The 26,289-nt window shown below is 72.7% G+C and carries 17 protein-coding genes and 1 pseudogene; 16 read left to right on the forward strand and 2 right to left on the reverse strand.

From position 1 onward, the window contains the following. Window positions 1–168: 168 nt before the first annotated feature. The 12 genes and pseudogenes from ACWD5F_RS32545 to ACWD5F_RS32600 all read left to right on the forward strand — a co-directional run bounded on the left by ACWD5F_RS32545 (window position 169) and on the right by ACWD5F_RS32600 (window position 13,713). Window positions 169–2,235, forward strand: a complete 2,067-nt coding sequence (locus ACWD5F_RS32545; RefSeq protein ID WP_451260121.1) for a glycoside hydrolase family 27 protein — start codon at window positions 169–171, stop codon at window positions 2,233–2,235. Window positions 2,236–2,249: 14 nt separating this feature from the next. Next, entirely contained in the window at window positions 2,250–3,539 is a 1,290-nt protein-coding gene (locus ACWD5F_RS32550) for an ABC transporter substrate-binding protein (RefSeq protein ID WP_451259857.1), read from the forward strand. 1 nt (window position 3,540) lies between these two features. After that, window positions 3,541–4,476, forward strand: a complete 936-nt coding sequence (locus ACWD5F_RS32555) for a carbohydrate ABC transporter permease (RefSeq protein ID WP_451259859.1) — start codon at window positions 3,541–3,543, stop codon at window positions 4,474–4,476. Further along, window positions 4,476–5,324 (forward strand): carbohydrate ABC transporter permease, encoded by an 849-nt coding sequence (locus ACWD5F_RS32560; protein WP_402360777.1) that lies wholly within the window; start codon window positions 4,476–4,478, stop codon window positions 5,322–5,324. The genes ACWD5F_RS32555 and ACWD5F_RS32560 overlap by 1 nt, the downstream gene beginning before the upstream one ends. Beyond that, complete coding sequence (locus ACWD5F_RS32565; protein WP_451259861.1) at window positions 5,321–7,384, forward strand: alpha-galactosidase; 2,064 nt, start codon at window positions 5,321–5,323, stop codon at window positions 7,382–7,384. The genes ACWD5F_RS32560 and ACWD5F_RS32565 overlap by 4 nt, the downstream gene beginning before the upstream one ends. 76 nt (window positions 7,385–7,460) lie before the next feature. Further along, window positions 7,461–8,234, forward strand: coding sequence for an SDR family NAD(P)-dependent oxidoreductase (locus ACWD5F_RS32570; protein WP_451259863.1), 774 nt, complete (start codon window positions 7,461–7,463; stop codon window positions 8,232–8,234). Window positions 8,235–8,286: 52 nt separating this feature from the next. After that, entirely contained in the window at window positions 8,287–9,027 is a 741-nt protein-coding gene (locus tag ACWD5F_RS32575; RefSeq protein WP_401726016.1) for a FadR/GntR family transcriptional regulator, read from the forward strand. Then, window positions 9,024–10,169 (forward strand): galactonate dehydratase, encoded by a 1,146-nt coding sequence (gene dgoD, locus ACWD5F_RS32580; RefSeq protein WP_401726018.1) that lies wholly within the window; start codon window positions 9,024–9,026, stop codon window positions 10,167–10,169. Before ACWD5F_RS32575 ends, dgoD begins: the two co-directional genes overlap by 4 nt. Window positions 10,170–10,171: 2 nt before the next feature. Further along, window positions 10,172–10,957, forward strand: a complete 786-nt coding sequence (locus ACWD5F_RS32585) for a hypothetical protein (RefSeq protein ID WP_451259866.1) — start codon at window positions 10,172–10,174, stop codon at window positions 10,955–10,957. Between the two features lie 25 nt (window positions 10,958–10,982). Next, the gene (locus ACWD5F_RS32590) at window positions 10,983–11,615 is read left to right on the forward strand and encodes a bifunctional 4-hydroxy-2-oxoglutarate aldolase/2-dehydro-3-deoxy-phosphogluconate aldolase (protein WP_451259868.1); all 633 of its coding nucleotides are present in this window, start codon (window positions 10,983–10,985) and stop codon (window positions 11,613–11,615) included. Next, window positions 11,612–12,469, forward strand: a pseudogene (locus ACWD5F_RS32595) (SMP-30/gluconolactonase/LRE family protein); the annotation flags it as partial. The gene ACWD5F_RS32590 and the pseudogene ACWD5F_RS32595, both read left to right, overlap by 4 nt. Window positions 12,470–12,726: 257 nt before the next feature. Continuing rightward, window positions 12,727–13,713: a sugar kinase gene (locus ACWD5F_RS32600; protein WP_451259870.1), complete on the forward strand. Its 987-nt coding sequence runs from the start codon at window positions 12,727–12,729 to the stop codon at window positions 13,711–13,713. On the opposite strand, the gene ACWD5F_RS32605 is transcribed toward ACWD5F_RS32600, so the two are convergent. Then, complete coding sequence (locus ACWD5F_RS32605) at window positions 13,694–14,959, reverse strand: YhgE/Pip domain-containing protein (RefSeq protein ID WP_451259872.1); 1,266 nt, start codon at window positions 14,957–14,959, stop codon at window positions 13,694–13,696. The two genes, ACWD5F_RS32600 and ACWD5F_RS32605, sit on opposite strands and share 20 nt — an antisense overlap. A gap of 335 nt (window positions 14,960–15,294) precedes the next feature. On the opposite strand from ACWD5F_RS32605, the gene ACWD5F_RS32610 reads away from it, so the two are divergent. The 3 genes from ACWD5F_RS32610 to ACWD5F_RS32620 all read left to right on the forward strand — a co-directional run bounded on the left by ACWD5F_RS32610 (window position 15,295) and on the right by ACWD5F_RS32620 (window position 21,389). After that, complete coding sequence (locus ACWD5F_RS32610; protein ID WP_451260122.1) at window positions 15,295–17,403, forward strand: molybdopterin cofactor-binding domain-containing protein; 2,109 nt, start codon at window positions 15,295–15,297, stop codon at window positions 17,401–17,403. Window positions 17,404–17,474: 71 nt separating this feature from the next. After that, window positions 17,475–17,936: a (2Fe-2S)-binding protein gene (locus tag ACWD5F_RS32615; protein ID WP_124000672.1), complete on the forward strand. Its 462-nt coding sequence runs from the start codon at window positions 17,475–17,477 to the stop codon at window positions 17,934–17,936. Window positions 17,937–18,014: 78 nt separating this feature from the next. Further along, window positions 18,015–21,389 (forward strand): pyruvate carboxylase, encoded by a 3,375-nt coding sequence (locus ACWD5F_RS32620; protein WP_451259875.1) that lies wholly within the window; start codon window positions 18,015–18,017, stop codon window positions 21,387–21,389. Window positions 21,390–21,392: 3 nt separating this feature from the next. On the opposite strand, the gene ACWD5F_RS32625 is transcribed toward ACWD5F_RS32620, so the two are convergent. Next, window positions 21,393–22,310, reverse strand: coding sequence for a pyridoxamine 5'-phosphate oxidase family protein (locus ACWD5F_RS32625; protein WP_451259877.1), 918 nt, complete (start codon window positions 22,308–22,310; stop codon window positions 21,393–21,395). 164 nt (window positions 22,311–22,474) lie between these two features. On the opposite strand from ACWD5F_RS32625, the gene ACWD5F_RS32630 reads away from it, so the two are divergent. Beyond that, window positions 22,475–26,263 carry a BTAD domain-containing putative transcriptional regulator gene (locus ACWD5F_RS32630; RefSeq protein WP_451259879.1) on the forward strand — a complete coding sequence of 1,263 codons (3,789 nt, stop codon included), beginning with the start codon at window positions 22,475–22,477 and terminating at the stop codon, window positions 26,261–26,263. Window positions 26,264–26,289 lie beyond the last annotated feature (26 nt).

The raw sequence follows: 26,289 nt of genomic DNA on the forward strand, positions 1-26,289 counted from the left end.
CCGTCATGGGGGCGGCCACGTATCACGCCGTCCGCTTCCCAACTACCGGAGAGGCACGTGACCTCACACCCGCAAGGCCGCAAGGCCGCAGGCCACAGACTCGGGCGCCGAGCCGGCACGGCCGCCGCGATCGCGACGGTGCTCGCCGTGACCGCGGCTCCCACGGCGATGGCGCAGACCCCCGCGGCTTCGGCGCAGACCCCCGAGGCCTCGGCGCGGGGCGCCGTGGACCAGGGCGCCCCCGCGTACTACGACAGCGGTCTCGCCCCGACGCCCTACATGGGCTGGAACACCTACTACGGGCTCGGCGCGCCCACCGAGAAGGAGGTGCGTTCGGTCGCCGACAGGCTGGTCGGCAGCGGTCTGCGCGACAGCGGCTACGACATCGTGTGGCTGGACGGCGGTTGGCAGGCCGACAACCCCCGTGACGCACAGGGCCGGTTGGTGGCCAACCCGGACCGCTTCCCCTCCGGGATCCCGGCACTCGTCTCCTACCTGCACAAGCGCGGACTGCGCGCGGGCATCTACACCGACGCCGGCACCTACGACGGCGGCAAGAGCTGCGGGCTCGGCAGCCGCGGCCACTACGACCAGGACGCGCGGCAGTTCGCGGGCTGGAAGGTCGACGCGATCAAGGTCGACTTCTTGTGCGGGATCGGCGCCGAGCTCGATCCGGGCCCGGCCTTCAAGGAGTTCAGCGACGCGGTCGCCAAGTCCGGCCGCAAGATGCTGCTGAACCTGTGCAACCCGCTCACCGACGACTGGGGCCTGCCGCACACCCCCGAGCAGGACGCGCACAACACGTACGTCTACGCCCCGACCGCCGCCGACTCCTGGCGCACCGGCACCGACATCGCCTGGGGCACCGCGAGCCCCGGCCAGTGGCCCAACGTGCTGCGCAACATGGACGCCAACGCCTGGCACCCCGAGGCGCAGGGACCCGGTCACTACAACGACCCGGACTACCTGATCCCCATGCGCAGGATGACCGACGGGACGTACGAGCTGACGCAGGAGGAATCCACCAGCCAGTTCGTCATGTGGGCCGAGATGGGCTCGCCGCTCGTCCTCGGCTCCGACCCGCGCACCCTGTCCGACTCGATGCTGAAGACCCTCCGCAACCCGGAGATCATCGCCGTCGACCAGGACCCCCTCGCCATCCAGGGCGTGCGGGTGGCCTCGGACTCGGTCGGGGACGTCTACAGCAAGGTGCTGGACGGACGTGGCCGGCGCGCGGTCGTGCTGCTCAACCGGTCCGACCAACCCGCCCAGCGGACCGTGCAGTTCGCGGACGCCGGGCTCGGCGGGCCGGTCCAGGTGCGCGACCTGCGGGCGCGGGCGGACAAGGGCACGCACACCGGGTCGTACACCGTCGAGGTCCCCGCCCACGGCACCGCGTTCCTCAAGCTGACCGGCACCGACGCTCTGCCCGGTACCAACCTTGGCGAGAAGACCACGGCCAGCCCGGCCGCCGTGCGTGACGGCTCCGGACTGACCACCTTCTCCCGTGGGCCGCACGGCTCCCTCGTGCAGCGCACCGACGACGGCCGTACCCGTGACCTCGGCGGCCCGGCGCAGGGCAGGATCCTGGGCCAGCCCGCCGCGTACGCCTCCGCGGGCGACCGCATCGACGTCTTCGTGCGGGGTGCCGACTCCCGGGCCTACCGGCGCGTCTACGAGCACGGGCACTGGAGCGCCTGGCAGGACCTCGGCGGCCGACTGACCGACGCGCCCACCGTCGCCTTCACCGACCCCGCGCACTGGACGCTCGTCGCACGCGGCGCCGACGGCCTGATCACACAGCGCGGACCGGCGTCCGGGTGGTCGTCGCTCGGGGCGCCCGACGACCGCCCCACGTACGGGCGTCCGTCCGCCGTCGTCGACGCGCAGGGGCGCGTCCACGTCGCCGTACGCACCGCCGCGGACAACATCTGGACGCGGTCGCGCGACACCACGGGCCAGTGGTCGGCGTGGACCTCGCTCGGCGGGACGGTCAGCGGCAGTCCGACGCTGGTCGCCGTCGGCGACACGGTCCTGCTGTACGCGCGGGCCGCGGACTACACGCTCTGGCAGCAGCGGTACGCCGACGGTGCCTGGCAGGGCTGGAGCAAGCGACAGGAGTTCCCGAGCGCCGCCTTCGACGGGGCGCTGGGTGTGGTCGCGGGGCCCGACGGCTCCGTCGACGCGGTGTTCCGCGGAGTGGACGGCTATCTGCACCGGACCGAATTCAAATAAATTAGGAATCAATCATGGTCAACCAACTGCCCAGCCGACGCCTCTTCCTCGGCGGACTCGGTGCCGCCGGCACCGCGGCACTGCTCAGCGGCTGCGTCACCTCCACCTCCACCGGCAAGAGCTCCTCGAAGGGCGCGGTCACCCTCCAGTCCAACGTGTCCGCCCCGCAGGCCAAGGCCGCGATGGAGGACGTCGTCGCCGCCTACGCCAAGCAGGGCTCCGGCAAGGCGAGCCTCAACACGGTCGCCGCGGAGACCTTCCGCACCCAGCTGCCGACCTACCTCACCTCGGCCAACCCGCCGGACGTGTACACCTGGTACCCCGGCTCGGTGGCGGACGCCTACGCCAAGAAGAACCTGCTCCTCGACCTCGACGAGGTGTGGAGCTCCTCGCCCGACCTCAAGAAGTACAGCAAGGCGCTCAACACGCTCTGCACCGCGAGCTCCGGCAAGAAGGTCTTCGTGCCCAACACCTACTACTGGTGGGGCATGTTCTACCGCAAGTCCAACTTCGCCAAGTGGGGCGTGAGCGAGCCCAAGAGCTGGGACGACTTCCTCGACCTGTGCGACAAGCTCAAGAAGAAGGGCGTCACCCCGATCGGGCTCGGCGCGGGCGGCAACACCCCCTGGGTCGCGTCCGCCTGGTTCGACTACCTGGACATCCGGATCAACGGCGCCCAGTACCACCGTGAACTCCTCGCCGGAAAGCACCGGTTCGACGACCCCGAGGTACGCAAGGTCTTCGACCGCTGGCAGGAGGTGCTGCCGTACTTCGACCCCAACGGCACCGCCGTCGCCTTCCAGGACGCGACGACCTCGCTGCTCAACGGCCGCAGCGGCATGATGCTCATCGGCACCTTCTTCGCCGACGCGGCGCCCAAGGACGCCCTGGACGACATCGACTTCTTCCGCTTCCCCGTCATCGACCCCAAGATCCCGCTGGCCGAGGAAGCGCCCGTCGACGGTTACTTCGCCAGCGCCCGCACCGGCCGGGAGAAGCAGGTCGGCGACCTGATGAAGTACCTCGCCACCGCCGAGGCCCAGGAGATCTACATCAAGGGCTCCTCCGGCACGGTCCTGCCCTGCAACCCCGACGCGAAGGACGCCGGCACCCCGCTGGTCATCAAGGGCCGCAAGCACATCGACGAGGCGGCCGAGATCACCCAGTTCTTCAACCGGGACTCCAGCGACGCCCTCCAGCCCACCGCCGACAACGCGCTGACCAAGTTCCTGGCCAAGCCCAAGGACATCGGGAGCATCCTCACCCAGTGGCAGCGCGACGCCGAGAAGATCTGGAACGCCTGACATGGCTGTCCTGACCGCACCCGAACGGAAGTCCCCGGCCCGCACGCCCGTCAAGGGCAAGCGGGCCCGGGGGCCCCGGCGCACACCCCCGATGGTGCTCGCCTTCGTCCTGGTCCCGCTCCTCGCCGAAGCGGTGTGGGTGTTCTGGCCCGCGCTCCAGGGGTTCTACCTCGCTCTCACCAGCTGGGACGGTGTCTCCGCGCCGCGCTTCGTCGGCCTGGACAACTTCCGGGAGATGGCGAACGACGACGTCTTCCGCAGCGCCACCGGCCACACCGTCCTGTGGCTCGTCCTCTTCGGCGGCCTGTCCGCCCTGCTCGGCCTCGCGACCGCGCTGCTGCTCCAACAGGAGCGGCGCGGCGTCGGGTTCTACCGCGCGGCCCTCTTCCTGCCGGTCGTCTTCTCCCTGGTCGCCACCGCCCTGGTCTGGCAGGCGATCTACCAGCCCGACGGCGTCCTGAACCAACTCCTGGAATCCGTCGGCCTCGGCAGCCTGCGCCACGCCTGGCTCGCCGACCAGGACACCGCCCTGTACGCGGTGATCGTGCCCGCGCTGTGGCGCCAGATCGGCTATGTCATGGTCCTCTACCTGGCCGGCCTCAAGGGCATCGACCCCGCCCTGTACGAGGCCGCGAAGGTCGACGGCGCGACCGCCTGGCAGCGCTTCCGGCACGTCACCCTGCCCCAACTGCGCAGTGTCAACGCGGTCGTTCTGTCGGTCATCGTCATCGACTCGCTGCGCTCCTTCGACGTCGTGTGGTCCCTGACCCGCGGCGGCCCCTACCACTCGTCCGAGCTGCTGAGCACCTATATGTACTCGACCGCCTTCCAGTCCCTGCGCCTCGGCTACGGCTCCGCGCTCGCCGTCGTCATCTTCGTGCTGGCCTTCGGCGTCATCTGCTCCTACCTCGTCCGCGCGTTCAGGGAGGCCGACTGATGTCCGCCAACTCCACCGCCCTGCGCCGCAGGCGGGCCGCGACCGCCGGATTCCACCTCGGCGCCGGCGCGCTGGCGATCCTGTGGCTGCTGCCCATCGCCCTGGTCGTGGTGACCAGTCTCCGCTCCTTCGACGACATCGCCGCGAACGGCCTGGGCAGTTGGCCGCACTCCTTCACCTTCGGCAACTTCAGCCAGGCCTGGGTCGACGGCGGCCAGCAGCGCGCCCTCATCAACAGCCTGGTCGTCACGATCCCCTGCGTCCTGGTCACGCTGGCCCTCGCCGCGATGGCCGCGTTCGCCCTCAGCCGCTACGAAGTCCCCTTCCGCCGCTCGCTGTTGCTGCTCATGCTCGGCGGCAACCTGCTGCCACCGCAGATCCTGCTCATCCCGGTGTCCAAGCTCAGCGAAGTGATGGGCATCTACGACACCCTGCCCGCGCTCATCGGCGTGCAGATCGGCTTCGGCGTCGGCTTCTACGTCTTCGTGCTGCACGGGTTCATGCGGTCGATCCCGGTGGAGATCCAGCAGGCGGCGGTCGTCGACGGCGCGGGACCCTGGCAGATCTTCTGGCGGATCATCCTTCCGCTGACCAGGCCCGCCCTGGCCGCGCTCAGTGCCCTGTCCTTCACCTGGATCTTCAACGACCTGCTCTGGGCGATCACCGTCCTGCGCAGCGACACCAAGATGCCGATCACCGCGGCGCTCATCGGACTGCAAGGACAGTACGTGTCGATGTGGAATGTCATCGCGGCCGGTTCCGTCATCGCCGCCGCGCCGACGGTCGCCGTGTTCCTGCGCTTCCAGCGGCACTTCGTGGCCGGACTCAACCTCGGAGCGGTCAAGTGACCTACCAGCGCTGGACCTTGCGCACGGAGAACACCAGCTACACCGTGCGCCTGTCCCCGGACGGCCCCTGGGCCGAACTCGACGCGTGGGGGCCGCTCGGCGTCGAGGACGGCCCGTCCGCCCTGGACTGGTCCAGGCGCACGCACTTCATCACCCCCGCCGACGCGGCGCCGGCCGAGTATCTGCCGTACGGGCTGCGGCCGTTCACCGGATCGGAGCTGGTGGCGTCCGCTCCGGACGGGGACGACCGGGGCGTGTGGTGGGAGTTCGCGGGGGCGGAGGCGAGCGAGGGCTCGCTGCGACTCGCCTTCCAGGACGAGCAGTTGGGTCTGCGGACCGTCCTGCGCTACGAGACCGTGCCGGACACGGACGTGATCCTGCGCTGGACCGAGTTCACCGCCACGCGGGAACTGCGCCTGGATCGCCTCGACTCGGCCGCCGTGACCGTCCCCGTCTCCGATGCCGCCCGGCTGACCTACCTCACGGGTCAGTGGTCGCAGGAGTTCCAGCGCACCCAACTCGACCTGCCCAGAGGCACGTTCAGTATCGGTAGCCTCCAGAGCGTGCCGGGACACGCGTACGCGCCCTGGCTCGCGGTGCAGGACGGCGACTCGCCGGCCGCGTACGGGATCGCCCTCGCCTGGCCCGGGAACTGGCACATCACAGCGGAGGCCGCGCCCGGCGGCTTCGTACGAGTGCGGGCAGGCCGGGTGCCGCACGAGGGGGTGGCCCTGCTCGCACCTGGGGAGACCCTGACCACTCCCCAACTCGCCTGCGCCTTCAGTCCGGAGGGTCTCGACGGGCTCTCGCGCGTCTGGCACCGCTACGAACGCCGGCTCACCGGCGAGCGGCTGCACCGCCCGCGCAAGGTCCTCTACAACTCCTGGGAGGCCACCGGCTTCGACGTCGAGGCGGCCGGCCAACTGGAGCTGGCGAAGACGGCCGCCGACATCGGCGCCGAGCTGTTCGTCGTGGACGACGGCTGGTTCACCGGACGGGACGACGACACCGGGGGACTGGGCGACTGGTGGCCGGACCCGGCCGCGTTCCCGCAGGGCTTCGACCAATTCGTGGCGGACGTAAGGGCGTTGGGCCTGGACTTCGGCCTCTGGGTCGAGCCCGAGGCCGTGAGTCCCAAGAGCCGGCTGTACGCCGAACACCCCGAGTGGGTCTACCGGATCGAGGGCCGCCCCCGCCGGCTCGTCCGCAACCAGCTCCTGCTCGACCTCGGCCGGACCGACGTCCAGGACTTCGTGATCGGGACGCTCGACCGGCTGCTCGGCACGTACGACATCAGCTACCTCAAGTGGGACATGAACCGCCCGCCCACCGAGCGCGGGCGCCCCGGCGCCGGCCCTGTCGACCTCGACGCCGAGCACGTCGCCGGATACCTGCGCGTCCTGGACCACCTCCGGTCCGCCCACCCCGACGTCACCGTCGAGGGCTGCGCGGGCGGCGGCGGGCGGATCGAGCACGCGACCGTCGCGCGCACCGACGTGGTGTGGCCCAGCGACAACACCGCCCCGCTGGACCGGCTCGCCATCCAGTACGGCTTCCTGCACGCGCACGCCCCGCACGTGATGAGCTCCTGGGTCACCGACGCGCCCGGCGTCTTCGATCCGCGCCCGCGCAGCCTCGCCTTCCGCTTCGTCAACGCCATGTGCGGAGTGCTGGGCATCGGCGCCGACCTGCGCGAGTGGACACCGGAGCAGCGGGCCGAGGCCGCCCGGTGGATCGCCCGGTACAAGGACGTGCGGGACGTGATCCACCACGGCGAGGCACGGCTCCTCGGCACGCCGGAGGAGCCTAGCTGCGGGGTGCAGTACGACCTCGGCGAGCGTACGGTCGTCGCCGCGCTGAGCACCGGGCGTCTCGACGGCGCCCCGCTCGTGCCGGGGCGGGCGAGCCGGCTCCGGCTGCGGGGACTGGACGCCGCGGCACGCTACCGGGACACGGCGACGGGGACGACGTACAGCGGAGCGCATCTGCTGCACCACGGGCTGCCGTTCGCCTGGAGCGGCGATCACGACGCCGACCTGGTCGTGCTGATGCGCGAGTGAGCCCCTTATGTTTCCAGCAAGCCCTTACTCGTGAAAACCGAGAAGGACCAGAAGGCCGCGAAGGAGTCGAACCTCGATGGACCAGTCCGCACACCGGCCCGGCGCCCGCTTCACCGGGCGCACGGCCGTGGTCACCGGCGCGGCCTCCGGCATCGGAGCCGCCACGGCCGTACGCCTCGCCGAGGAGGGAGCGGCCGTGGTGCTCACCGATGTCGCCGAGGAGCGCGGCGAGGCGGTGGCGGAGCGGATCGGCAAGGACGGCGGGCGGGCCCGGTTCGTGACCGCCGATGTCGCGGTCGAGGAGGACTGGGCGCGGGTCGTCGCCGCCGCGCACGCCTTCGGGCCGGTCGACGTCCTCGTCAGCAACGCCTTCACCGTCGACGTCACGCCCGCCCACGAGATGACCCTGCCGTCCTGGCAACGGCAGCTCGACGTCAACCTGACCGGCAGCTTCCTCGGCTTCCGGGCCGTCCTGCCCGACCTGCGCGAACGCGCCGGAGCCGTGGTGCTCACCTCGTCCGTCCACGCCCACCGCGGAATCCCCGGACACCCCGCGTACGCCGCCGCCAAGGGCGCCCTGCTCTCCCTGTGCGGGCAGTTGGCCGTCGAGTACGGACCCGAGGTGCGCGTCAACGCCGTCGTGCCCGGGCCGATCCTTACCGGCGCCTGGGACCGGGTACCCGAGGACGAACGCGAACAGAGCGTCGCCGAGACGGCCGCCCGGCGGTTCGGCACCCCGGAGGAGGTGGCCGCGGCCATCGCGTTCCTCGCCGCCGACGAGGCCTCGTACATCACCGGGACGAGCCTGGTCGTGGACGGCGGCTGGAGCGTAGTGAAGGCATCCGCATGACCGCGCACCAGCCGGACCGCTCGCACCGGACGAACCAGAAAGGCAGTACGACATGAGCTCCTACGCCCGCCGCGGCGTGCACGGTCAGACCGTGGAGGCCCTCGCGCGCCGCATCCTGGGCGGTGAGATCCCCGAGGGGGCCACACTCGACCTGGTGGCACTCCAGAGCGAGCTGGACGTGAGCCTCACCGCCCTGCGCGAGTCGCTCAAGGTGCTCGCCGCCAAGGGGATGGTCGACGCCCGCCAGAAGCGCGGCACCTTCGTGCGCGCCCGCGCCGACTGGAACCTCCTCGACGCCGACGTGCTGCGCTGGCAGTTCGAGGGCGACCACACCACGGACGCCGACCGGGCGCTGCTGCGCAACCTCGCCGAGGTGCGCGCCATCATCGAACCGGCCGCCGTCCGCCTCGCCGCCGCCCGGCGCACCGACGAGGACCTCGCCGCGCTGGAGGGCGCCCTGGACGCGATGGCGGAGCAGGACGCGGGCGCCTCGCACGCCGTCGACGCCGACCTCGCCTTCCACCGCGCCCTGCTCAACGCCACCCACAACGAACTCCTCGAACGCATGGAGATGGTCATCGAGTCCGGCCTCGCCCACCGCGACCACATCGTGCACAGCGCCCCCCACAGCGAGGACCCCGTGCCCGCCCACCGCGCGGTCCTGGACGCCGTGCGCGACCGGGACCCGCTCCGCGCCGAGGCCGCCATGCGGGCCCTGCTCGACCAGGCCGGCCGCGACCTCGACCGGGTCGGCACCGCAGACGACGACACGGAAGGCTCCCGAGCCAAGTGAAGATCACCCGTATCGAAACCTTCCTCGTCCCCCCGCGCTGGCTGTTCTGCCGCGTGGAGACCGACGACGGCGTGGTCGGCTGGGGCGAACCCGTCGTCGAGGGCCGCGCCGAGGTCGTCCGGGCCGCCGTCGAGGTCCTGTCCGAGTACCTCGTCGGCCAGGACCCCCTGCGCATCCAGGACCACTGGCAGGTGCTCACCAAGGGCGGCTTCTACCGCGGCGGCCCGGTCCTCTCCAGCGCCGTCGCCGGCATCGACCAGGCCCTGTGGGACATCGCCGGGAAGACGTACGGCGCCCCCGTGCACGCCCTGCTCGGCGGCCCCGTGCGCGACCGGGTCCGGGTCTACGCCTGGGTCGGCGGCGACGAACCCGCCGAACTCACCGACCAGATCGCCGAACAGGTCGAGGCCGGCTTCACCGCCGTCAAGATGAACGGCGCCGGCGCCACCTCGCCGCTCGCCACCGCCGCCGAGACCGCGGCCGTCGTCGCCCGCGTCGCCGCCGCCCGCGAGGCCCTCGGCCCCGACCGGGACGTCGCCGTCGACTTCCACGGCCGCTTCAGCGCGGCGAGTTCGCGCCGGGTCCTGGCCGAACTGGCGCCGCTGCACCCGCTGTTCGTCGAGGAGCCGGTGGTCCCCGAGCAGAGCCATCTGCTGGCGGGCCTCGTCGCCTCCTCGCCGGTGCCGCTCGCCACCGGCGAACGCCTCTACGGACGCGCCGAGTTCCTCCCCGTCCTCGCCGCCGGGGTCGCCGTCGCCCAGCCCGACCTCTCGCACGCCGGCGGCATCTCCGAGGTGCACCGCATCGCCTCGCTCGCCGAGACCTACGGCGCCCAGCTCGCCCCGCACTGCCCACTCGGCCCGATCGCCCTCGCCGCCAGCCTCCAGATCGCCTTCGCCACGCCCAACTTCCTGATCCAGGAACAGAGTCGGGGCATCCACTACAACAAGGACGCCGACCTCCTCTCCTACCTGGTCGACCCCGAGCCGTTCCGCTTCATCGACGGTCACGCGCCCCGCAACGACGCGCCCGGCCTCGGCATAAGCGTCGACGAGGACGCGGTGCGGGCGGCCGACCGCACGGGACACGCGTGGCGCAATCCGGTGTGGCGGCACGCCGACGGGTCGTTCGCGGAGTGGTGACCATGGACTCCTCGATCCTGCGGATCGTCACCGACCCCGCCCACGGCGGGCGTTGGACCTCGCTGCGCGCGGGGGAGCGGGAGTGGCTGTGGCGGCGGGACGGCGTCGGGCGCGAGGACGTGTCCCCGGGGGACGCATTCGTGGACGCGGGCGGCCTCGAGGAGTGCGTGCCGACGGTGCGGGGCGTGCCGGATCACGGGGACGCGTGGGCCCGGGCCTGGACCCGGGACGGGACCGGCACCGAGCGCGTCGAGTGCGAGCGGTTCTCGCTGACCCGGACGATCGGCGCGGGACCGGTGGTCGACTACGTCCTGTCGGCCGACCCGGGCTTCCGCTTCGTATGGGCCGCGCACGCGCTGCTCGACCTGTCCCCGCGGGCCACCCTGCACATGCCGGAGGGAGTGAGCACCCGGCTCTACCCCTCGGCCGACGGCCCCTGGGTGGAAGGCGGTTGGCCCGCGTACGGGAACGTCCGCCTCGACCGGTTCGGGCCGGACGACGGCACCGCGGTCGGCGCCGTCGTCGACGCCTCCCGCGCCTGCGTCCACGACGACCAGGACCGGCTGGCGTTCGCCCTGGAAGCAGAAGGGCAGCCGGTGTCGATCGCCCTGTGGCGCAACCTCGGCGGCTTCCCGCTCGACGGTCCCTATCGCAGCACGGGCGTCGAGCCGATGCTCGGCCGCGTCTTCGACCTCGCCGAAGCCGGTCCCGACGACGCCGCGCGCGTCCCGGCGTCCGGCGAGGCGCACTGGCGCCTGACCCTCGCCGCCGACTGCAACCGCACCTGAAACAACCGGAATTGGAGCCCAGCAGATGGATCTGCGAGCGTCCCTCGCCGCCCACCGCCTCGTCGCGATCGTGCGCGGAGACGACCCCGAGGCCGCGTTGAGCACCGTACTGACCCTGGCCGCCGAGGGCGTCGAGCTGATCGAGGTCTCCCTCACCGGCAAGGACGCGCTCACCGTCATCGAGCGGGCCCGGCAGGCCCTCGGCCCCGACCACCCCCTCGGCGCCGGTACGGTCCTGACCGCCGACGACGCCGTGGCCGCCCAGCGGGCCGGCGCCGACTTCGCCGTGACTCCCGCACTCGGCGAAGGGGTGAGCGCGGCAAGGGAGTTGGGCATGCCGGTGATAGCCGGAGTGATGACCCCGACCGAGATCGTGGCCGCCCGCGCGTTCGGCGCCGCCGCGCTGAAGATCTTCCCGGCGGCGGAGGCCGGCGGGCCCGCCTACCTCAAGGCGTTGCGCGGGCCGTTCCCCCAGGTGCCGTTCGTGCCCGTGGGCGGTGTCGACGAGGCGGCGGCCCGCGCGTATCTGGCCGCCGGGGCGATCGCGGTCGGCGTCGGTTCACCGCTCGTCGGCGACGCCGCCGACGGCGGGAGTCTCGACGAGTTGCGTACGCGGGCCCGGGTCTTCCGGGGTGTCGCGGGGGAGTTCGCGCCGTGACCGAGACCTTCCGCCCCGAAGCCCGCCACCCCGACCGGCTGGAACTCGGCGAAGGCATCCGCTGGACCGACGTCGGCATCTTCCTCGTCGACATCCTCGCCGGCCGGCTGCTGCACGCCCCCGAGGAGCCCGGCGCGCCCCTGCGTGAACTGGCCCGGCTGCCCTTCCCGTTGGGCGCGGTCGCACCCGTCGCCGGCCGGCCCGGCACCTGGATCGCCGCCGCCGGCACCGGCATCTGCCTGCTGGCGCCCGACGGCTCCACCGAATGGCTGGCCCGGCCGGAGGACGACGCCCCGCTGCCCATGCGCATGAACGACGCGACCGCCGACCCGTCCGGCCGGTTCTGGGCAGGCAGCATGGCGTACGGCGCCGACGAGGGCGCCGGTTCGCTGTACCGGGTCGACCACGACGGCACGGTGAGTCGTGTCCTCGACGGCATCAGCGTGCCCAACGGGCCGGCGTTCACGGCCGACGGGACCGGCATGTACCTGGCCGACAGCGCGCGCGGGATCGTGCGCCGGTATCCGGTGGACCCGGCCACGGGCGGACTCGGCGACCCCGAGACGTTCGTGACCGTGGCCGAGGGCAGCCCCGACGGCATGACCGTCGACCGTGAGGGCGCCGTGTGGATGGCGGTCTGGGGCACCGGAACCGTGCGCCGGTATCTGCCGGACGGAAGCCTGGACCGGACGGTGCGGTTGCCCGCGCGGCAGCCCGCGGGGGTGTGCCTGCGGGAGGACGTCCTCCACGTCACCAGCGCTCGCGTGGGGCTGACCGACCCCGGCCCTGACGACGGCGCCCTCTTCGCCGTACAGGTGGATGTGCCGGGGCGCCCGGCGGACGTCTACCGTCCCGCGGTGGACGTCTACCGTCCCGCGGTGGACGCCTACCGTCCGGCGACGGATGCCTACCGATCCGAGACGGACGTACACCGATCCGAGGCGGACGTACACCGATCCGAGGCGGACGTACACCGATCCGAGGCGGACGTACACCGATCCGAGGCGGACGTACACCGATCCGAGGCGGACGTAAACCGATCCGAGGCGGACGTCCGCCGATCCGAGGTGGACGCCTCCCGTCCCGGGGCGGCGTCGAAGCCGGAGGTGGCATGAGCACCGGCTGGCGTCCCGCCGACGGACCGGCCGTGTGCGTCGGCGAGACCATGGCCGCCCTCGCCCCCACCCCGCCCGAACCGCTGGACGGCGCCGACGAGTTGCGCCTGTCCGTAGCCGGCGCCGAGTCCAACGTCGCCATGTACCTCGCCGACCTCGGACGCCCCGTCTCCTGGCTCTCCGCCCTCGGCGACGACGCGTTCGGCAGACGGGTCAGGGCGGCCGTCGCCGCGGCGGGCGTGGACGTGACCGGCGTACGGACCGACCCCGGCCGGCCCACCGGCCTGCTGGTGAAGGACCCGGGCCGTGAACGCACCCGCGTCCACTACTACCGCGCGGGTTCGGCGGCCTCCGCCCTGGGCCCCGACGTCCTGGACGACCCGAAACTGAGGTCGGCGGCCCTCCTGCACCTCAGCGGCATCACCCCGGCCCTCTCCCCGTCCTGCCGGGACCTGGTGCGCGGGGCGCTCGACACCCCGGCGGACTCACGCCCGCACGCCATCAGCTTCGACGTCAACCACCGTCCCGCCCTGTGGCCGGACGACGGCACGGCCGCCGGCGTGCTGCGCGAGCTGGCGGACCGGGCCGACATCGTGTTCGTAGGACTCGACGAGGCACAGGAGTTGTGGGGTGCGGACCTCGAACCGGACGGTGTGCGGCGGCTGTTGGCCGGTCCGCGCGTCCTCGTCGTGAAGGACGGCGGGCGGGCCGCGCACGCGTTCACCGCGGAGGGCGAGTTCACGGTTCCGGCGCTCCCTACGGACGTCGTCGAACCCGTCGGCGCGGGCGACGCCTTCGCCGCCGGGTTCCTGGCCGGTCTGCTGAACGGCGACGATCTGCGGCGCGCCCTGCGCCTCGGGCACATCACGGCCGCGTCCGCGCTCAAGGTGACCGGGGACCACGGGCCGTTGCCGGACGACGCCGCCCTCAAGGGGTTGCTCGGCGCCACCGACGCGGAGTGGCTCAGGCGGGCTGTGGCGTGAGCCGCTTGTGTCCCTTGCGGTCGTAGTACCGCGTCATTCCGAAGCCGAAGAGGAGGGCGAGGGCCGCGCCGACGGCGATCATGATCCAGGAACGGGTGAGACCGGCGTCGCCGCGGGCGTCGAAGTAGAGCACCGCCCGTACGCCGTCGCTGAGTTGGCGCATGGGCTCGAAGTGGGAGAGGAAGCGGTAGAAGGCGGGGACCGCCTGGAGGGGGACGGTCGCGCCCGAGGACGGCAGGCCCAGGACGATGAACACGAACATGGACACCAACTGGCCGATCCCGCCGAACGCCGCGTTGATGGCCTGCACGCCCAGGCCGACGGCGAGGGAGGCGCAGTAGGAGTAGATCCACAGCAGCGGGATGTGACTGGCGTCCATGCCGAGGATCGAGATGGTGGCGAGCATGACCAGCGTCACGGTCACGACCGTGATGCCCGCGGTCATCCCCATCTTCAGGAGCAGGGTCTGGGTGCGGGTGATAGGGACGGTCGGCCGGCGGGTGTGCCAGGGGCCGATCTCGTTGTCGGCGTAACCGAGGGACGTGTCGACGGCGTTGCTGATGACATTGCCGCCGAGGAAGCCGGCCAGCACGAGCAGCAGCGTGTAGTAGAAGGCGCTGAGGCCGAGGCCGCTGTGGTCGCCGAGGGGATGGCCCACCTGGGTCACGACGTTCACCGGGTCCGCGAGCAGCAGCTTGGTCGTGGAGTCGGCCTGAGTACCGGCCGCCGACGTGAGCTGCTTGCCGATGGTCTGTGAGGCCTGGTGCGCGGCCTGCGTGGTGATCTGACTCGCGAGCGAGGAACCCAGGCTGCCCTTGCCCGGGTTGGTGAGCACCGTGATCGTCGGCCGCGCGGTGGCACCGGTCGTGGTCAGTGCCGTGACCGAGTCGGTGAAGTCGGCGGGGATGACCAGGGCGCCGTAGATCCGCCCGGAGTCGAGCTGGTCCTGTGCCTGCGCCCGGGTCAGAGTGCGCCAACCGGCTTTACCTTCAACGGAGTTGGCGGTGACGGCGGCGGCGACCTGCGTGCCCAGGTTCTGTTGCTGTCCGGCCGGCGGCTTGCCGGTGTCCGAGTTGACGACGCCGATGGGGAGGTCGTGCAGGTCGCCCTGCGGGTTGACGACACCGCCCATGTACAGCAGAGACAGCAGCAGGGCGAGCACCGCCGTCAGGACGGACGGCATGAGCCACAGCTTGGGGCGGACCAGCAGTGTGGTGGCTCGGGCCTGGGGGTCGGCATCGGTCATGGCGGTCCTCGGGGTGGGGAGGGGCGGCTGTTGCGTAACCGGAGCTTATGAAGGCCGGAGGGCGTACGCGCGGAGGCCGCGCGCGACCGGCTGACACCGAATCGGCCACAGCCGTCACACAGGCAACCTCCGGGTCCGCCGACCCCTCATACCCGGTGAACGGACCCGCGTACCGAGGTCGTCCACGGGTGGCCACGCACCGAGAGGAGTGCTCGTTGGAGGGCTTCGAAACCCCGGCAGCCGGCAGCAGACCGTCCCAGGAGGCGGAGGCCGACACGACGGAGGCCGACACGGGGGTGGCCGTACGGGGGAGGGCGCTGTCCCGCCGCCGGTTCATGGTCTATTCGCTGGTCGCCTCCACCCTCACCGTCGCCGCGCCCCTCGGCTGCGACACCTCCACGGCCCAGGGCGCCACCCCCTCGGCCGCCCGCGCCGCGTCCGACGTCCTGGTGACCGGCACCGACGAGGAGATGCTCGTCCTGGAGGTCACTGCCGCCAACAAGGTGGTCGTCCGACTGCCGCGCCTCGAGGTCGGGCAGGGCATCACCACCGCCGTCGCCATGATGATCGCCGAGGAACTGGACGCCCGGCTCGCCGACGTCGACATCCCGCTCGCCGACGCCCGCACCCGCGGCAACCAGTACACCGGCGGCTCCAACTCGGTGAGTTCGCTCTACGGCCCCGCCCGCGCCCTCGCCGCGACCGCCCGCGCCCGGCTGGTGACCGCCGCCGCCCGGAAGTGGCACGTCCCCGCGTGGAGCCTGCGCACCCGGGACACGATGGTCGTCGCGCCGGACGGCCGCACCGCCACCTTCGGCTCCCTCACCGCGAGCGCCGCCACGATCCGCCGCACCTCCGTCTCCAGCAAGCCGAAGCCGGCCGCCAAGCACCGCGTGATCGGCCGGCCGACGAACCGGATCGACGCCCGGGCCATCGTCACCGGCGCGGCGACGTACGCCGGTGACGTGACCGTCGCCGGGGTGAAGCCGACCGTGGTGGCCCGGCCGCCGACGATCAGGGGGAAGATCGTCACGGTCGACGACCGGGCGGCCCGTGCCCTGCCGGGTGTGCGTGCGGTGGTGCGAATACCGGGCGGTGTCGCGGTCGTCGCCGACACCTTCCACCACGCCTTCAAAGGCCGCGACGCCCTGAAGATCAAGTGGGCACCCGGCCCGCTAGCCGGACTGTCCGACGCAGGCGTGCGCTCCCGACTCAAGGCCGCCGTCCCCCGGTTGAGCGCCCCGCCGAGCGGATCCACCCAGATCCAGGGCGAGTTCGAGTTCGCGTTCGTCAGCCACGCCCCGATGGAGGTGCTGACCGCGGTCGCCGATGTGCGCGCCCACAAGGCCGAGTTCTGGTTCGCCAGCCAGACGCCGATGGAGGCGAGGGACGCCGTCGCCGCCGCGGTCGGGCTGCCCGCGAGCGCGGTCAAGGTCCATGTCCTCCGCGGCGGCGGCTCGTTCGGGCGGCGGCTCAACTACGACGCCGCCATCGAGGCCGCCCTGATCTCCAAGGCCGCAGGCCGGCCGGTCAAGTTGATGTGGAGCCGCACCGACGACATCCGGCACGGCCGGATGCGCCCCGCCAGCCACCACCGCATACGCGCCAGCCACAAGGACGGCCGGGTGGTGGCCTTCACGCACTCGATGGCCTCGGTGAGCGAGTCGTACGAGGGCAAGGGCGCCGTCGACCAGGCCGCGTTCACCGGACGGACACGGGCCGCCGTCACCGGGCGGGCGTCGGCGGGGCCCGCGCCCAGCGACTCCGGGCTCTACAACTTCGGCCGGATCTCCGGGGACTGGGGCGGCATCGACCTCGCGATACCGCTGGGCGCCTGGCGCTCGGTGGACTCCGGGACGACGCGGACCGCGGAGGAGATCGTCGTGGACGAGGTCGCCGCGAGCCTCGGGCAGGACGCGGTCGCCTTCCGTCGTACGACGCTGCGGAACAAGGCGGTGAAGGCCGTACTGGACAAGGTGGCCGCCGCCGGGCAGTGGGGTCGGTCGCTGCCCGCCGGGCACGCGCAGGGTGTCGCCGTGCACGAGGAGTACGGGTCCTGCGTGGCCTGTCTCGCCGAGATCGACGCCACCGATCCGAAGAACCCGCGGGTGACCAAGGTGGTGATGGCGGCCGACGTCGGCCGGGTCGTCAACCCGCGCGGCCTCGAGGCCCAGCTCATGGGTACCGCGATCGACGGGATCTCGACCGTGCTGCGGGCCTGCCTCCACCTCGACCGGGGCGCGATCCGCGAGGGCAGCTTCGCCGACTTCCAGTGGGCCCGCCAGCGGCACGCCCCGCTGCACTTCGAGGCGCACATCATGCCCGCCCACGGGGATCCGGGCGGGGCCGGCGAACTCGGCGTACCGGCCGCCTCCGGGGCCGTCGCCAACGCGTACGCCCGGGCCACCGGCACCAAGCCGCGCCGCTTTCCCCTCAACTTCTGACCAGCCTCAGCCCCTGATCGGCTCGGCTTCCGACCCGCCTGAGCTGCTGACCAGCCTCCGAGAAGGTACTCATGCCCTCCCACTCCTTCACCCTCAACGGCAAACCGGTCACCGTCGAGGCCCCCGCCGACATGCCCCTCCTGTGGGTGCTGCGCGACCTGCTGCACGTCACCGGGCCCAAGTACGGCTGCGGGGTCGGCGTCTGCCGCGCCTGCACGAGCCATCTCGACGGGGAGGAGATCCAGCCCTGTGTCGTCGAGGTCAAGGAGTGCGCGGGCCGCGAGGTCACCACCATCGAGGGACTGGCCGACGGCGACACCCTGCACCCCGTGCAGCGGGCCTGGATGGACTGTGACGTCTCCCAGTGCGGCTTCTGCCAGCCCGGGCAGATCATGGCCGCCGCGGCCCTGCTGAAGCGGACGGCCCAGCCGACCGACGCCGACATCGACCGCATCGAGAACGTCTGCCGCTGCGGCACGTACGCCCGGATCCGCGAGGCGATCAACAAGGCGGCCTCGGAAATCACCCCTTGAGTGGCCCGGCTCACATGGCCAGACGGCTACGGCACCGACACCATGGTGCACGTCACCGGCAGGCTGAAGGGAGCGGCGATGTTCCGCAAGGTACTGGTCGCCAACCGTGGTGAGATCGCGATCCGGGCGTTTCGGGCCGGCTACGAGCTGGGCGCCCGGACGGTCGCGGTCTTCCCGCACGAGGACCGCAACTCGCTGCACCGACTGAAGGCCGACGAGGCCTACGAGATCGGCCGGCCCGGACATCCGGTGCGGGCCTATCTCTCCGTCGAGGAGATCGTCCGCGCGGCCCGGAAGGCCGGCGCGGACGCCGTCTACCCGGGGTACGGGTTCCTGTCCGAGAACCCCGAGCTGGCGAAGGCCTGCGAGGAGGCGGGCATCACCTTCGTCGGGCCGGACGCGCACACCCTGGAGCTGACCGGCAACAAGGCCCGCGCGGTGGCCGCGGCCCGCGCGGCCGGTGTCCCGGTGCTCGGCTCCTCCGCGCCCTCCAACGACGTGGACGAGCTGGTCCGCGCCGCCGACGAGGTCGGCTTCCCGGTGTTCGTGAAGGCGGTCGCCGGTGGCGGCGGACGCGGGATGCGGCGGGTCGAGGACCCGGCCACGCTGCGCGAGTCCATCGAGGCGGCGTCCCGCGAGGCGGCGAGCGCCTTCGGCGATCCGACCGTCTTCCTGGAGAAGGCCGTCGTCGACCCCCGCCACATCGAGGTGCAGATCCTCGCCGACGGCGAGGGCAACGTCATCCACCTCTTCGAGCGCGACTGCTCGGTCCAGCGCCGCCACCAGAAGGTCATCGAGCTGGCCCCCGCGCCCAACCTCGACCCGGCCCTGCGCGACCGCATGTGCGCCGACGCGGTCCGCTTCGCCCGCGAGATCGGCTACCGCAACGCCGGCACCGTCGAGTTCCTGGTCGACCCCGCGGGCAACCACGTCTTCATCGAGATGAACCCGCGCATCCAGGTCGAGCACACGGTCACCGAGGAGGTCACCGACGTCGACCTCGTCCAGGCCCAGCTGCGCATCGCCGCCGGCGAGACCCTCGCCGACCTCGGCCTGTCCCAGGAGACGGTGCAGCTGCACGGCGCGGCCCTCCAGTGCCGTATCACCACCGAGGACCCCGCCAACGGCTTCCGCCCGGACACCGGCCGCATCAGCGCCTACCGCTCGCCCGGCGGCTCCGGCATCCGCCTCGACGGCGGAACCACCCACGCGGGTACGGAGATCAGCGCGCACTTCGACTCCATGCTGGTCAAACTCACCTGCCGGGGCCGGGACTTCAAGACCGCGATCGGCCGGGCCCGGCGTGCCGTGGCCGAGTTCCGCATCCGCGGTGTCGCCACCAACATCCCGTTCCTGCAAGCCGTGTTGGACGACGCGGACTTCCAGGCCGGACGGGTGACGACCTCGTTCATCGAGCAGCGCCCGCAGCTGCTGACCGCCCGCTCCTCCGCCGACCGCGGCACCAAGCTGCTCACCTACCTGGCCGACGTGACGGTGAACAAGCCGCACGGCGAGCGGCCCGACCTGATCGACCCGACCACCAAGCTGCCCCCGCTGCCCGCCGGTGAGCCGGCCGCGGGGTCCCGGCAGCGGCTGGTCGAGCTGGGCCCCGAGGGCTTCGCGCGGTGGCTGCGCGAGTCGCCGACCGTCGGCGTCACCGACACCACCTTCCGCGACGCCCACCAGTCCCTGCTCGCCACCCGGGTGCGCACCAAGGACCTCCTCGCGGTCGCCCCCGCGGTCGCCCGCACCCTGCCCGAGCTGCTCTCCCTGGAGTGCTGGGGCGGGGCCACCTACGACGTGGCGCTGCGCTTCCTCGCCGAGGACCCGTGGGAGCGGCTCGCCGCGCTGCGCGAGGCCGTCCCCAACATCTGTCTCCAGATGCTGCTGCGCGGACGCAACACCGTCGGCTACACCCCGTACCCGACCGAGGTGACCGACGCCTTCGTCCAGGAGGCCGCCGCCACCGGCATCGACATCTTCCGCATCTTCGACGCCCTCAACGACGTCGGCCAGATGCGCCCCGCCATCGACGCCGTACGCGAGACGGGCACCGCGATCGCCGAGGTCGCCCTCTGCTACACGTCCGACCTGTCCGACCCCAACGAGCGCCTGTACACGCTGGACTACTACCTCCGGCTGGCCGAGCAGATCGTCGAGGCGGGCGCGCACGTCCTGGCCGTCAAGGACATGGCGGGACTGCTGCGCGCCCCGGCCGCCGCGAAGCTCGTGTCCGCGCTGCGGCGGGAGTTCGGGCTGCCGGTGCACCTGCACACCCACGACACGGCGGGCGGTCAGCTCGCCACCTACCTGGCCGCGATCCAGGCGGGCGCGGACGCGGTGGACGGCGCGGTCGCGTCCATGGCGGGCACCACCTCGCAGCCCTCCCTCTCGGCGCTGGTCGCCGCGACCGACCACTCCGAGCGTCCGACCGGCCTCGACCTCCAGGCCGTCGGCGACCTGGAGCCGTACTGGGAGAGCGTCCGGAAGATCTACGCCCCCTTCGAGGCGGGCCTCGCCTCCCCGACCGGCCGCGTCTACCACCACGAGATCCCCGGCGGCCAGCTCTCCAACCTCCGTACGCAGGCGGTCGCGTTGGGCCTCGGCGACCGGTTCGAGGACATCGAGGCGATGTATGCCGCCGCCGACCGCATCCTCGGCCACCTGGTGAAGGTGACCCCGTCGTCCAAGGTGGTCGGCGACCTCGCCCTGCACCTGGTCGGCGCCGGCGTCAGCCCCGACGACTTCGAGGCGAGCCCGAACCGCTACGACATCCCCGACTCCGTCATCGGCTTCCTGCGCGGCGAGTTGGGCACCCCGCCCGGCGGCTGGCCGGAACCCTTCCGCAGCAAGGCACTTGAGGGCCGCGCCGCCGCCAAGCCCGTGCAGGAGCTGTCCACCGAGGACCGTGACGGCCTGGAGAAGACCCCGCGCTCGACCCTCAACCGCCTGCTCTTCCCCGGCCCGACCCGCGACTACGAGACCCACCGCCAGGCCTACGGCGACACCAGCGTCCTCGACAGCAAGGACTTCTTCTACGGCCTGCGCCCGGGCACGGAGTACGCCGTCGACCTCGAACCCGGCGTCCGGCTCCTCATCGAACTGGAGGCCGTCGGCGAGGCCGACGAACGCGGCCTGCGCACGGTGATGTCGGCGCTGAACGGGCAGTTGCGGCCGATCCAGGTCCGCGACACCTCCGCCGCCTCCGACATCCCGGTCACCGAGAAGGCCGACCGGGCCAACACCGGCCATGTCGCCGCGCCCTTCGCCGGCGTCGTCACCCTCGCGGTCGCCGAGGGCGACGAGGTGGCGGAAGGCGCGACGGTCGCCACGATCGAGGCGATGAAGATGGAGGCCTCGATCACGACGACGAAGGCCGGCCGGGTGTCGCGGCTCGCCATCAACCGCATCCAACAGGTGGAGGGCGGCGACCTGTTGGTCGAGATCGGCTGACGGTCAGTCCTTGCGAGCCGCTGCTGCCAGGGCCTTGAACTCCTCCCACCGCACCCGGGGGCGTTCGAGGCCGCGGCGCTCCAGATAGCGGTTGGTGGCCCGCTTGGTGTGGCGCAGCAGCCGTACCGTGTCGCTCGGGCGCCCCGAGCCCATCGGCTCGATCACCTTCTCGGGCACCAGCACCCAGCCGTCACCGGTCTCCCGCAACTCGCCCCGGACGAGGGCGTTCTGCATGTTGTTGATCTTCTCGTCGTGCCGGTGGACCAGCAGGGAGGCGGGACCCGGCTTCGCGGCGCAGTCGGCGGGGACCGCCACCGCGAAGCCGTCCGCGGTCGGCACCGGCCGGGTCCTGGCGAGCACGGGCGCGCCGGAACCGTCGAGGGCGGCCAGTACCGCCGTCGGGAAACGGGCCAGTTGGGCGGCGCCCACCAAGGGGCTGTCCACGGCCGGCCCGAGGCCGTGGACCGGTGCCAACGGGGCGCGTACGGCGACCTGTTCGGGCGTGACGGTGATCAGCAGCCGCAGGTAGTACCACTCCGTGAGGCGCCTCATCGGGGCCGAGAGGTACGAGCGGCTGTGCGGCTGCCGCTCGAACAGCATCCGCCAGTAGTCCTCGGCGCCCTCGGGACCCGCCATGACGGTGTCGGGGCAGTCGGCCCGGCCGCCGACGAAGACCTGCGGGGCGTGGTCGAGACCGCTGCCGGTGGGGTCGGAGAAGAGCAGGGCGACGCGCGGGTCGCGGCGCACGTTCAGCGCCTTCTGCGCGAACGCCAGGGACGTGGTCACCAACAGCGTCCCGTCCTCCTGACGCCACACCGCCGTCGGCCACACCAGCGGTGTGCCGTCCCGGCCGAGGGTGACGAACTCGCAGGTCCGGTAGGCGCGCAGCACACCGGGAGGTGCGGAGTCGAGTACGTTCACGTCTGCTTGCTCCAACGATCGTTCACGGCACGGGCGATCGCAGCCTCCCGGCTTCCGCTTGGCACCGGCTTGGCGTCCGCTTGGCGCCCCTCCGACCGACGCTGAGCAGCCCGTTTATCGTCCGTTGAACGGTCTGAACGACGGCTCGGGTAGATTCCCGCGGCGTGCTGCGTATTCGAGTCCTGGGGTCACCGGGCGCCGACCTCGCGGGGAACCCGGTCCCGTTGGGTGCTCCGCAGCAGCGCGCTGTCCTCGCCCTCCTGATCGTGGCCCGGGGCAGCACCGTGCCGGTCGAACGGATGGCGGACGCGCTGTGGCGGGGCACACCGCCCGCCAAGGCCGTCGTGTCCCTGCACACCTACGTGTCGAACCTGCGCCGGTCCCTCGAACCGCACCGCCTCCCGCGCACCCCGGCGACCGTCCTGGTCACCGCCCCGCCCGGCTACGCCCTGCGGCTCCCCGCCGACGCGGTGGAGGCCTGGCGGTTCGAGTCCCAGGTCGCCCGGGCCCGCCACGCACCCGCCGAGGAGGCCCGCGCACTCCTCACCGAGGCGCTCGACTGGTGGCAGGGCCCGGCCTTCGCGGAACACGCCGACGAGGACTGGGCCGCGGCCGAGGTGGCCCGCCTGACCGAACTGCGCGCCGAGGCCCGCGAGTTGGCCGTCGCCGCCGCCCTGCGTACCGGCCACGCCGCCGAGGCGGCACCGGCGGCCGAAGTCCTCGTACGCGAAAGCCCGTTGCGCGAGGAGGGCTGGCGCCTGCTGGCCCTCGCCCAGTGGACCTGCGGCCGCCAGGCGGACGCCCTCGCGGCGGTGCGCCGTGCGGCGGGCGTGCTGCGGGAGGAGTTGGGCTGCGACCCGGGGCCCGCCTTGGCGGAGGTCGAGCGGGCGGTGCTGCTGGGGCGGGCGGATGTGCTTCGGGGGTTGGTGGAGGCGGGGGCCGGGGCGGGGGCTGGGGCGGGGGCTGGGCGTCTGTCGCCGGTGAGCGTGCGTGGGGACGGGTCTCGAAGTGGGGCTCCTACACCCGCGTTCACACGTGGACCTCTGCCTGGGAGTGGGCTCGGCACGCCCGCGTTCACACCTGGACATCTGCCTGGCGGTGGGTTCGGCACATCCGCGTTCACACCTGGACAGGCGTCCAGGAGCGAGCTCGGTCCACTCTCGCTCACGTCCGCACACGGTTCCGCGAGTGGGCTCGCCACGCCCACGCCCACGTCTGCGCACGCGTCCGGGAGTGTGATCGGCTCGCCCGAGAGCGCCTCCGCGTTCGCCGAGGCCGCGTACCTGCCCGGAGGCGCGCTCGTTCCGTCCGAGGGACGTGCCGGGGGCTCGCTCGTTCCGTCCCGGCCGACTCCCACGCTTGCCGTCGACGCGGCCCGCGATGCGCATGACCTCTTCGTCGGTCGGGAACGGGAGTTGAGGGCGATGGACGCCGCCGCGCAAGCGGCCCGGCCGCGTGGCGGGGTCGTGTTGGTGAGCGGGGAGGCCGGCGCGGGGAAGTCCGCGCTGCTCGGCCAGTTCGCCGGCCGGTTGCGGGCCGGTGGGTGGCGGGTGGTGGTCGGGCGCTGTCCGGAGGACGAGGGCGCGCCGCCCGCCTGGGCTTGGGTGGAGGCGCTCGGGGCGCTCGCCCGGGACCTGCCGCCCGCCCGGCCCGAGGAGCTGGCGGTCCTGCTGCGCGAACCGGAGGACACCGCAACGGCAAGTCGCGACGAGGCCACCGCGGGACGCTTCCGCACGCACCGCGCGTTCGCCGCGTGGCTGCGGGCCGCGGCCGGTGCCGGGCCGCTCGCCGTCGTACTGGAGGACCTGCACCGCGCGGACGGCGAGACGCTCGCCCTCCTCGAAGCGGCGGCCGACGTCACCGGCGTACCCCTGCTCACCGTCACCAGCCACCGCCCGGCCGAGGTCGGCGAACACCTCCTCAAGACGCTCGCCGGCCTCGCCCCGCGCGCCCCGCACCGGATCACGCTCGCCGGACTGTCACCGACGGACGTCGCCACCGTGGTCGACTCCGTCTGCGGCGAGACCGTGGACACGTCCACGGTGACCGCGCTCGCCGAACGCACCGGCGGCAACCCCTTCTACGTCCTGGAGAGCGCCCGCCTGCTGGCCAGCGAGGGCGCCCTGGTCGCCGTATCGGAGGTCCCGCAGGGCGTGCGCGACGTACTGCGCAGACGGCTTGCCCTGCTGCCCGCCGGCGCCCTGTCCACCCTCCAACTCGCCGCCGCCGTAGGCCTGGAGGCCGATGTCGCCCTGCTGATCGACGCACGCGACACGGGTGCGGGCGGTGGCACGGGCGGTACGCGTGGCCTGGACGAGGAGGCGGTCCTCGACGGCCTCGACGCCGCCCTCGCCGCGGACCTGCTCGCCGAGCCCGGACCGGGGCGGGTGCGGTTCGTGCACGCGCTGGTCCGCGACACCGTGTACACCGACCTGTCCGGCGTACGGCGGGCCCGACTGCACGCCCGGATCGCGCAGGCGCTGTCCCGCCACCGCCCCGACGATCTCGCCGCGCTGGCCCACCACTTCGCCCGCTCGGGCACCGCGGCGCACGCACCGCTGGCCGTCGACTACGCCCTGCGGGCCGCTGAGTCGGCGGAGCGGCGCTACGCCCACGACGTCGCCGTCGACCTGATCCAGCAGGCGATCGACGTGCACACCGCCACGGGCGCCACGGGCGCCGGCATCATGCAACTCGACCGCACGGTAGGGCTGTTGGTGCGACTGCTCGGCGCGCAGGTCCGGGCAGGCGCCACCGACGCAGCCCTGCACACCCGGCGGCGCGCGGTCGATCTCGCCGAGCGCGCCGACCGGGGCGACCTGGTCGCGGCGGTCTACGGCGCCTGGACCGAACCCTCCCCGTGGCGCAGCAGGTTGGAGGGCTTCTACGACAGCACGGCCCTGGCCCGCCTGGAACGGCTGACCACCGACCCCGCCCTGGACGATCCCACCCGCGCCCGGGTGCTCCAGGTCCTCGTCGAGGTGGCCGCCGCCGTGGACGCGCCGCGCGCCCTGGACGCCGCCCACACCCAGCTGTCGCTCGCCCGCGCCCACGGCGAACCGCGCCTGCTGGCCGCCGCGTTGATGACCTCGGCCAAGCTGCTGCCGCACGAGGCCCACGGCACCACCCGCACCCCGCTGGTCGCCGAACTGCGCCGGCTCGCCGAGGACCACGACCTGCCCGCCTACCGCTGGACCTGCGAACACCTCGACGCCATGACCGCCGGCACCCGCAACGACCCGGCCGCCGCGCGCCGCCACACCGAGCAGGGCCTGGCCCTCGCCCACCGCTACGGGATGCTGTGGGCGCAGGGCCTCAATGCCGCGACCACCGCCATGCTCGCGACGGTCGCGGGCCACTTCGACGCGGCGGAGGCCGCGTACGCAGACGCGGACGACCTGGGGCGCCGCGTCGGCGCGCGCCACGCCACGCGCCTGCGCACCCTGGGCCTGATCACCATCCGGCTCGCCCAGGGCCGTACGGCCGAGATCGAGCCCCTGATGCGGGAGGTCTACGACGCCGTGGGCGCCCCCGTCGGAGTGGCGCTCGCCCTCGGCCTGGCCCACCTCGGCAGACTCGACGAGGCGCGGGAAGTGCGGTGCCCCGACGCGATCGTGACCGACCACCTCTACGGCATCGATCTCGACTTCCGGGCCCAACTCGCCGTCATGCACGGTGACATGGAGGTCGCAGCTGTCCTGATCGAGCACCTGCTGCCGCTCCGGAACCAGCTCGCCGGCGCGGCCGGTGCCGCCTACGCGACCCGACCGCTCGCACACGCCCTCGCCGACCTGTACCGGCTCCTCGGCGAGGATCGCGCCGCCGCCGACCACTACGCCCTCGCCGAACGCACCGCCCGCGCCTGGTCGTCGACCCACCTCACCGCCAACGCCCGCCGTGCGGCGGGGGAGTTGGCCGCGGCGCAGGGCCGCCGACGGACCTTCGCGACGTAGGACCGAAAAGGGCAGGCGCGGGGGGA

This window comes from Streptomyces sp. NPDC002499, assembly GCF_053595415.1.

Excerpts from the sequence above, each read along its gene's own strand:
- ACWD5F_RS32545 (WP_451260121.1), top strand. The coding sequence starts at position 169 with ATGGCGCAGACCCCCGCGGCTTCGGCGCAGACCCCCGAGGCCTCGGCG.
- ACWD5F_RS32550 (WP_451259857.1), top strand. The coding sequence starts at position 2,250 with ATGGTCAACCAACTGCCCAGCCGACGCCTCTTCCTCGGCGGACTCGGT.
- ACWD5F_RS32555 (WP_451259859.1), top strand. The coding sequence starts at position 3,541 with ATGGCTGTCCTGACCGCACCCGAACGGAAGTCCCCGGCCCGCACGCCC.
- ACWD5F_RS32560 (WP_402360777.1), top strand. The coding sequence starts at position 4,476 with ATGTCCGCCAACTCCACCGCCCTGCGCCGCAGGCGGGCCGCGACCGCC.
- ACWD5F_RS32570 (WP_451259863.1), top strand. The coding sequence starts at position 7,461 with ATGGACCAGTCCGCACACCGGCCCGGCGCCCGCTTCACCGGGCGCACG.
- ACWD5F_RS32575 (WP_401726016.1), top strand. The coding sequence starts at position 8,287 with ATGAGCTCCTACGCCCGCCGCGGCGTGCACGGTCAGACCGTGGAGGCC.
- ACWD5F_RS32585 (WP_451259866.1), top strand. The coding sequence starts at position 10,172 with ATGGACTCCTCGATCCTGCGGATCGTCACCGACCCCGCCCACGGCGGG.
- ACWD5F_RS32590 (WP_451259868.1), top strand. The coding sequence starts at position 10,983 with ATGGATCTGCGAGCGTCCCTCGCCGCCCACCGCCTCGTCGCGATCGTG.
- ACWD5F_RS32600 (WP_451259870.1), top strand. The coding sequence starts at position 12,727 with ATGAGCACCGGCTGGCGTCCCGCCGACGGACCGGCCGTGTGCGTCGGC.
- ACWD5F_RS32605 (WP_451259872.1), bottom strand. The coding sequence starts at position 14,959 with ATGACCGATGCCGACCCCCAGGCCCGAGCCACCACACTGCTGGTCCGC.
- ACWD5F_RS32610 (WP_451260122.1), top strand. The coding sequence starts at position 15,295 with ATGGTCTATTCGCTGGTCGCCTCCACCCTCACCGTCGCCGCGCCCCTC.
- ACWD5F_RS32615 (WP_124000672.1), top strand. The coding sequence starts at position 17,475 with ATGCCCTCCCACTCCTTCACCCTCAACGGCAAACCGGTCACCGTCGAG.
- ACWD5F_RS32620 (WP_451259875.1), top strand. The coding sequence starts at position 18,015 with ATGTTCCGCAAGGTACTGGTCGCCAACCGTGGTGAGATCGCGATCCGG.